Here is a 7,726-nt window from a genome sequence, read left to right as displayed (position 1 = left end):
ATATAATTTTATACTGATAGTGGGGAGAAAGAACTTAATTGATTAATATTTTTATAGATTTGAATAATAAAAATTAAAATAACCTCTCTTAATAGAGAGGTTATTTATCAGCTTTTAGATTGTAAACCGGTTTCATGAAGAAATCGATCTCAATCTGTTCAGTAATATTTTCTAATATTAATTTAGGCTTTTTATAAACCATTGGTGATTCATCGACTGTATGTTTGTTAACAGAGGTTGTATATACGCCCTTCATTGCTTTTTGATAAACATCTAAGTCGACTTTATAGACTGCGTCAGTTCGGCTCATTATTCGCCCTGCCCCGTGTGGTGCTGAATAATTGTACTCACTTGAACTTTTACCTTTTCCTACAACACATCCATATGCCATATTAAACGGAATGATTATTTCTTCACCCTCACTAGCTGAAATTGCACCTTTTCTTAGAATATTGTTTTGAAGGTCGATATAATTATGTACCGATTCAATTTTTTTAATCGAATCAAAATCGAGTTTAAAATATTTTTCAATGATGATTTTAGCAATCGTTTCTCTATTTAACGAAGCGAAATGTTGAGCAATTGATAGATCTCTTAGAAATATTATATCATCTCTTATTCTACGATTCGTTAATTTCCTGAAAAATAAGGAATCGTCAACTTCTTTCACCATATCCGATTAATGCATTTTTTAGTAGAATATCAAGAAGATATATCGAGTAAAAACTCCTTCTCTCCTTTTTTACGTTCAGCATCACTATTCAAGGATTAGAAGTGTACTAAATTTAATTCCATATTCTATTCACTTCAACTAATGATTCACCTTCAAAGGTTAATTTATAAATATCAGGCATAGCAAGTCCATTCCAAAAATTGAAATCATATTTTTGATCAAAATAATTCATAATTAGTACCATCAAATTTCCATGCGTACCAATAACAATGTTTTTACCAGAATAATTTTTTAATAGTTTGTTTATTGCTTCTATTCCTCTTTTTTGAGCCGTATAATTTGACTCTCCACCATTCCACGATTTATTAAAGTCCATCCAAACTTCTCTTATTATATCTTCAAAATCCGGGACAGGCTCGAGTGATAGGAGTCGCTCTTTAAAATTCTCTTCAATAATAATTTCTAAGTTTAATGTTTTGGAAATCTCTTCAACTGTTTGAATTGCACGTTTATATGGACTTGAAACAACGTAGTCGATTTTTTCTTTTAGTAGTAGTTCAGTAACAATATTTGCATCAGAAAATCCACTTTTAGATAATGGTCGGCCTATTTCATCAGGAGTATAAGTTGAATGCGCATGTCTTACCAAGTATAAGTTCGTTTTCATTTGGCACCACTCCCTTTCCAACATTTTAATACCTACTATAAAATTCGATATTTATTTAGCATTTCCTTGTACTGTAATCAGCCATCTATAACTCTCCATATACATGGGTATTATTGAATTTTTTAACTTTCCCTTTACAATAACTCTACTTCTTCATGTTTTAATTTTTATTTTGACAAAAAATTAACCTAACAATAAAAAACAATTATCATTCCATTTTTTAAAAGTATAGTTTTTAGTAATTCAATTTAAACTAAACAAAAAAGAATATACAAGGTTCGGTGTGAATAGATGAATAGAATATGTATTACAACTATTTTGAGCACTTTCATTTTTTTAAGTATTTCTCAGTTAACGCTAGCAGAAAAGTTGAATGAAGTTTCTGCAACACTTACAGTCCAAGTAGGACCATCAGCTGACTCCTCAGGAGAATCTGGTCAACCGATTAAAGGCGCTAGGATTATTGTAATCAATTCATTAGGTAAAGTTCTAGGTACTGAATTAACAGATTCAAAAGGAATTGCAAAAATAAAAGTAACAGTGAAGAAGGATCCTCTTTTTCCGAAGAAGCAAATGGGAGAGGTTACTATTATCACTGTAGCAAATGGATATAATGAACAGATTGACTTTAGTGTACCAATAAATGAATTTAATGATCATACGGCTAGAGACTCGGTGTCACTATGGATTGTCGATCCAAAAAGAAGAAATGAACCACGTTTTACCAATGGGTCTTTTCATCGGTTAACCGTTTATGAAATGTTAGATGATTATGCTAAGAAAGTCGGATTAACGAAGCAAAATATTACGATGGATGCAGGAGCAGAGCCACCTTGGGGCCCAAATTTGAAAAAACAGTAAATTTGAACAATTTCAATGTTATTTTTAGTTCGTTATTAAAACCACAAAAATAGACTGTTTCAAATTAACAGTCTATTTTAAAACTTTTATTTTCTCAATATTAATCATACTTTAAACAAGAACTAAATCTGTATAACAAAATCTAGTTTCTCCTGTATAAACATCAGCAGTTAGCTTCTTTTCTCCGATGCCAAACTGAATAGGATTCTTAAAAATAGGACCATCAAATACAAAAGAATGGTATTCTCCATTCTCACCGCAAGGATCAACCTCTTTTGGGAGTTCGTTGATTAAATGATTGTCTATTTCTTTACCAGAAAATTCTTCTGATAATCTAGTTAAATCAACACATGTAATAATCGTTTTATAGCCTAAGGAAATAAAGCGTTCAATCACATTTGTCGTACCTTCACCCCATAAAGGAAAAATTGGATTAATACCTAATGGTTTAAGCATTTCCTCTCGATACTTTCGTACGTCTTCAAGAAATAAATCTCCAAATGCAATATTTTCAATCCCTTGTTCCTTTAGCTCTAAATTAACCTTTGTCATAATTTCTTGATATGTTTGATTAGAACAATTTTCCGGAATCCAAATTTTCTTTAATGGTAGACCGATTGAATTTGCTTGTGCCTCCAATAATTCAACCCTTACTCCATGAATGCTCGTCCGATTAAACCCTTCAGTAACTGATGCAATTAGTACGACTACTTCAAATTCATCAGAATGCAAAAGATCATGCAATGCCAAAGTTGAATCTTTACCACTAAAAGATACTGCTGTTTTTTTCTTATTAATTGCGATTACCACCTTTTTTATAAACTATTCTATTAATTAATCATTTTAAAAGTCTCGTATTTGACATAGGTTCCATCATCTTCCATAAAAAATTATAACATTATTCAAATAATTAATATTCATTTAAATAACCTAAAGCCAGAAATATGATTAATCTTCAAAAATATATAATAAATTTTTATAATATGGCAAATAAATAACGAAGAATGATTCATTGAAAAATAAAATTGACATACAACCATAAGGTGTTATAATTTAAATAACACCTTATGGTTGTATAAATTATTTATAGGAGGCAACAAGAATGGACAAGCAAGGTCAAGAAATGTTTTTAAATTTCATTTTAGAAAGAGTTCAAGAAGGTAAAGAAGATGAAGCAAGGGAAATTCTTTTAGAAAACTTCAGAAAACAAGATGAAGGTACTTTTTCATTAGAAGAAGTGCAACAATTTGTTCCTAAGATGATTACTTTATTAAAGCCTGATAAACTTGAAGAAGTTAAAGCAGTTGTCATGCAATTCGCTGGAAATTTTGGTAAATAAAAAGAAAAAACTCTGTCTATCAGAGTTTTTTACTTTATATCACATTTTTCATTAACCCTCTTCGTATTTTCCCCTTCACTCAAATCCCTCTACTTCTCTAGATGTCTTTCAAAATTAAAAATGAATATAGTCTATACATTATTGCGATCAGCGCAAATACTGACAAGTAGATCATTGTAATGTCATCAATAAAAAATGACGCAATACAAATCGCAAATGCTAGAAATGTGAGAAAGTTACCTGAGAAACCATTAATTGGTTGATTATTTAAAAAAAGTGTTTTGACGCCTTTTAAATCCTTTGCATAACAATCCTCATGATAAGGAACGATTTAAAAAAACATCGTAGCAGTAACGAGATCTCCTCTTATCCGTATTTCTTTTAAACACCGATCGCAGTGGATAGTTTTAGCCAAATAACTCACCCCATAACTTTTCAATTCAACTTTAATCATTAATTCTACCTTTTTTAATCGATTCCTAGTAAACTATGAACATTTCATCAAATAAAAAATAAGAACCATCAATGCTTCTATTTCATAATTGGACCTACAAATATTAAGAGTCTATGTCCTACACCACTTAACTCTTCTATATACCCCTTTTTTATAGAAATACTTTTATCTACATTTCCTTAATGCATGTTATATATTTTGTTTTCATTTTCCATGAATAGAAATTCTTGGAAATAATTAAACTAACTTTTAGTATATATCTTGAATTTTGAAATTGGAGGGATTTAATTGTCTTCAAAAAAAACTGCGAGAGAACAAGATCATAATTTAAATGGAACTTTAATCAGTGTCCTAATTCTTGGAGTTTTCATTTTAATTTTATGGTTTAGCTTCTATGCTTTTTATTTACATCGCTAGTAAGGAGGATGGTCATGCATCTACATAAATACGAAAAAATATGGTTAACATTTGGAATGATTTCATTAATTGTTTTCTTAGTAATTATCGGTATTACAGCCTTTCGTTCACATCTTCAGCCAGCAGGTGGGATGAACACGGTAAATCCTCAAACCGTTGAAAAAACTGCACCATTTAATCGTCCAGGTGTGTATCAAAAAAATGATGGTACATACGAAGTCGTAATACTAGCAAAAACATTTGCTTATGCACCAAGCAAATTAAAAGTACCAGTTGGTAAGAAGGTGCGCTTTGTTTTGACAAGTACCGATGTGACACACAGTTTTTCGATCGTTAATACAAATGTCAATATGATGGCTGTTCCAGGTCAAATTAATACGAAGGAGTATTCCTTTAAAAAGCCAGGAAATTATTTGATTTTATGTAATGAATATTGTGGAACAGGTCATTCATTTATGCAAACTACTATCGAGGCGGTGAAATAATGAATGAAATGATAGGAAGACCAGATCGCAAACTAGCTTTAACACATATTGTAGTGGCGTATCTTGCGTTTTTAATTGGTACATTTACTGGGCTTATGCAGGTATTTGTGCGAAATAATGCACTTGAACTTCCAAAGTGGCTTGATTACTATCAAATTCTAACAGCTCATGGAGTTCTGCTTGCGCTTGTTTTTACTACATATTTTATATTTGGTTTCTTAATTACTGGAATGAGTAAAACATTAGGTGATTTTGGTTCGAAAGTACAGACATTTACTTGGTTAGGTTTTATTGTAATGACGATTGGAACAATACTTGCAGTGTTAGAAATATTATCAGGGCAAGCCTCTGTATTATATACATTCTATGCCCCATTGCAGGCTAATGCTTGGTTTTATGTTGCTTTAGCCCTTTTTGTAGTTGGTACATGGATCAGTGGATTTGCATTAGTTGGGCATTATGTTGCTTGGAAAAAGAATAATAAAGGTAAAATAAGTCCACTTATCGCTTTCATGACTGTAGCAACAATCGTATTATGGGTGATTGCTAGTCTTGGTGTAGCTGCGACAGTTCTATTTCAATTCATTCCGTGGTCGTTCGGATGGGTAGACACAATCAACGTTGAATTAAGTCGATCACTTTTTTGGTTTTTCGGTCACCCACTTGTTTATTTTTGGCTACTCCCAGCTTATATAGGCTGGTATGCAATTATGCCAAAAATTGTTGGTGGAGAAGTATTTAGTGACTCTCTTGCACGACTTTCTTTTATCTTATTTCTCTTGTTCTCTATTCCAGTCGGATTTCATCATCAACTTCAAGAACCTGGCATTTCAAGCTTCTGGAAATTCTTACAGACTGTGTTAACTTTTATGGTCATTATTCCTTCATTAATGACGGCTTTCTCTATGTTTGCTGTGTTTGAGATTTCTGGAAGAAAAAAAGGTGCGAAAGGTTTATTCGGTTGGATTTTTAAATTACCATGGAAAGATGTTCGGTTTACATCACTTTTCATTGCCATGTTATTTTTCGCTCCAGGTGGTGCAGGAGGAATCATCAATGCAAGCTATCAATTAGATGAAATCGTTCATAACACACTTTGGATTGTTGGACATTTCCATATTACAGTTGGTACTCCTGTTGCAATGACATTTTTCGGATTAACCTTTTGGCTTATTCCTTATTTAACAGGAAAAAAACTTACAAAATCATTCCAAAAATTAGCGTTTATACAGATTTTCACTTGGGCTATCGGTATGTTTTTAATGTCCACTACAATGCATATTCTCGGAATTTATGGTGCTCCTAGACGAACTTCATATACTGATTATATGGGTCATCCTGCAGCTGCTAAGTGGTTTTCTGGTATATTCACAAATCATGTAACAGTTGCGGTTGGTGGATCAATTTTATTTTTATCTGCTTTATTATTAATTTTTATTGTCCTACAAGCGTTATTCACTTTACCAACTGCGAATTCGAAAGAAGAAACAGTTGAGTTCCCAGTTGCCGAAAGTAATACTGAAAACACACCTCGTATATTGGAAAATTGGTGGCTTTGGATTGGCGTTTCGATTGTATTAATTGCAATTGCTTATACAATTCCTTTATCACATATGATGCATAATCATCATCCGACTGGATCGGAAGGTTTCAAAACATGGTAGGAGTGAATTAATTTGTTCGTATTTACATTTTCGTTAATTTTAGTATGCGTTATCAGTATCGTTATTCTTGTAGATTTAACGACTAAAGAAGAATAATAAAAGAAAATATCCCCCCTGAATATAATAATAAAAAGAAACAACCTATTCCGATTTTGATCTAAGGTTGTTTCTTTTTGGTTTTTATTTTTTTATAAGTAGATTATGCTGCTTTTTTATTTCCATTATATTTATCGTTTGAATATTTTTTATTTTTTGCATCCGAACTAGAAACCCAGTAAGCTGCGCCTACAAATAAACTTCCACCAATGATATTTCCAATTGTAACCGGTACTAGATTCGAAACCATTCCGGCTAGTGTAACTGTTTCTGGATGTTTAATAAGTAATGAGATTGATAATAATGTCATGTTTGCAATACTATGCTCAAATCCTGAAGTAATAAACGCAAACAGACACCAAAATACCATGATTAATTTTCCTGCTTCAGATTTCATTTTAAATGAACACCACAGCGCTAAACAAACAAGTATATTACACAGAATTCCACGAACTAGTAATTCCATAAATGGTGCATTCATTTTTGCTGCGGCTGCATTATTAATAAAATCTGCCACACCACCAATAGCTAGCCCTGAGTATGCAAATAAGAACGCCACTAATACCGAGCCAAATAAATTGCCTAGATAACTATATCCCCATACTTTCGTTGTATCAACCCAATTAACCTTTTTTTCTAACATACCGATCGACATAATCATATTATTTCCAGTAAATAAATCCGCTCCTGCCATGATGACTAAACTTAAGGCAATCCCAAAGGAAACACCCATAATAATTTTCGTACCCGCAAAACCAGTTGGTGCAAGTAATCCACCGATCGTAAAGATTAAAATAATACCTAATCCTACAAAAAATCCTGCCATCATTGTAGGGACCATATATCTTGATTTACTTGCTTTTATTTGGTTTGTCTTCGAAATAGCTACATTTCCAATTAAATTAATAACTTCTTTCATACTGATCACCCTATATTTAGATTTTAACCTTCTCTTGAATTCGCTCTAATAGTGCTTGACTCATCAATTCATCGAATTGTAAATTTCCACAAAGATAAAATGTTTCATTTTCATTAGAAATTCGTCTCTTAATTTTTTCAAGAAGTAATCC

At 32.0% G+C, this 7,726-nt stretch carries 9 protein-coding genes; 5 read left to right on the top strand and 4 right to left on the bottom strand.

Going from position 1 to position 7,726, the window contains the following annotated elements; all coding sequences use genetic code 11:
- Positions 1-100 precede the first annotated feature (100 nt).
- Positions 101-673, bottom strand: a complete 573-nt coding sequence (locus tag CN514_RS12640; RefSeq protein WP_098232898.1) for an RtcB family protein — start codon at positions 671-673, stop codon at positions 101-103.
- A 112-nt stretch (positions 674-785) separates the two neighbouring features.
- The gene (locus CN514_RS12635) at positions 786-1,340 is read right to left on the bottom strand and encodes a histidine phosphatase family protein (RefSeq protein WP_098232897.1); all 555 of its coding nucleotides are present in this window, start codon (positions 1,338-1,340) and stop codon (positions 786-788) included.
- A 291-nt stretch (positions 1,341-1,631) separates the two neighbouring features.
- Between CN514_RS12635 and CN514_RS12630 the strand changes: the two genes are divergently transcribed.
- Complete coding sequence (locus tag CN514_RS12630) at positions 1,632-2,201, top strand: hypothetical protein (protein ID WP_098232896.1); 570 nt, start codon at positions 1,632-1,634, stop codon at positions 2,199-2,201.
- Between the two features lie 111 nt (positions 2,202-2,312).
- Here the strand turns inward: CN514_RS12630 and CN514_RS12625 are convergent, their stop codons facing one another.
- Positions 2,313-3,011, bottom strand: coding sequence for a Dph6-related ATP pyrophosphatase (locus tag CN514_RS12625; protein WP_176525891.1), 699 nt, complete (start codon positions 3,009-3,011; stop codon positions 2,313-2,315).
- 292 nt (positions 3,012-3,303) lie between these two features.
- Here CN514_RS12625 and CN514_RS12620 point away from each other — a divergent pair, with 292 nt between their 5' ends.
- The 4 genes from CN514_RS12620 (at position 3,304) to CN514_RS12605 (ending at position 6,560) form a co-directional block, all read left to right on the top strand.
- Positions 3,304-3,540 (top strand): hypothetical protein, encoded by a 237-nt coding sequence (locus tag CN514_RS12620; RefSeq protein WP_098232894.1) that lies wholly within the window; start codon positions 3,304-3,306, stop codon positions 3,538-3,540.
- A gap of 742 nt (positions 3,541-4,282) precedes the next feature.
- Positions 4,283-4,411, top strand: a complete 129-nt coding sequence (locus CN514_RS12615; protein WP_098232893.1) for a cytochrome c oxidase subunit 2A — start codon at positions 4,283-4,285, stop codon at positions 4,409-4,411.
- Positions 4,412-4,425: 14 nt separating this feature from the next.
- Positions 4,426-4,896 (top strand): cytochrome c oxidase subunit II, encoded by a 471-nt coding sequence (locus CN514_RS12610; protein WP_098232892.1) that lies wholly within the window; start codon positions 4,426-4,428, stop codon positions 4,894-4,896.
- An 8-nt stretch (positions 4,897-4,904) separates the two neighbouring features.
- On the top strand, positions 4,905-6,560 hold the full coding sequence (locus CN514_RS12605; RefSeq protein ID WP_098232899.1) for a b(o/a)3-type cytochrome-c oxidase subunit 1: 1,656 nt from the start codon (positions 4,905-4,907) through the stop codon (positions 6,558-6,560).
- A 199-nt stretch (positions 6,561-6,759) separates the two neighbouring features.
- Here CN514_RS12605 and CN514_RS12600 read toward each other — a convergent pair whose 3' ends face one another.
- Positions 6,760-7,575 (bottom strand): formate/nitrite transporter family protein, encoded by an 816-nt coding sequence (locus CN514_RS12600; protein WP_098232891.1) that lies wholly within the window; start codon positions 7,573-7,575, stop codon positions 6,760-6,762.
- Between the last annotated feature and the right edge of the window lie 151 nt (positions 7,576-7,726).

Origin of the sequence: Bacillus sp. AFS001701 (assembly GCF_002559405.1) — a bacterium.
In the GTDB taxonomy this organism is placed as follows: domain Bacteria; phylum Bacillota; class Bacilli; order Bacillales; family Bacillaceae_G; genus Gottfriedia.
The sequence above is the reverse complement of the archived record's forward strand: the minus strand, read 5'-3'. Positions and strand labels throughout refer to the sequence as shown.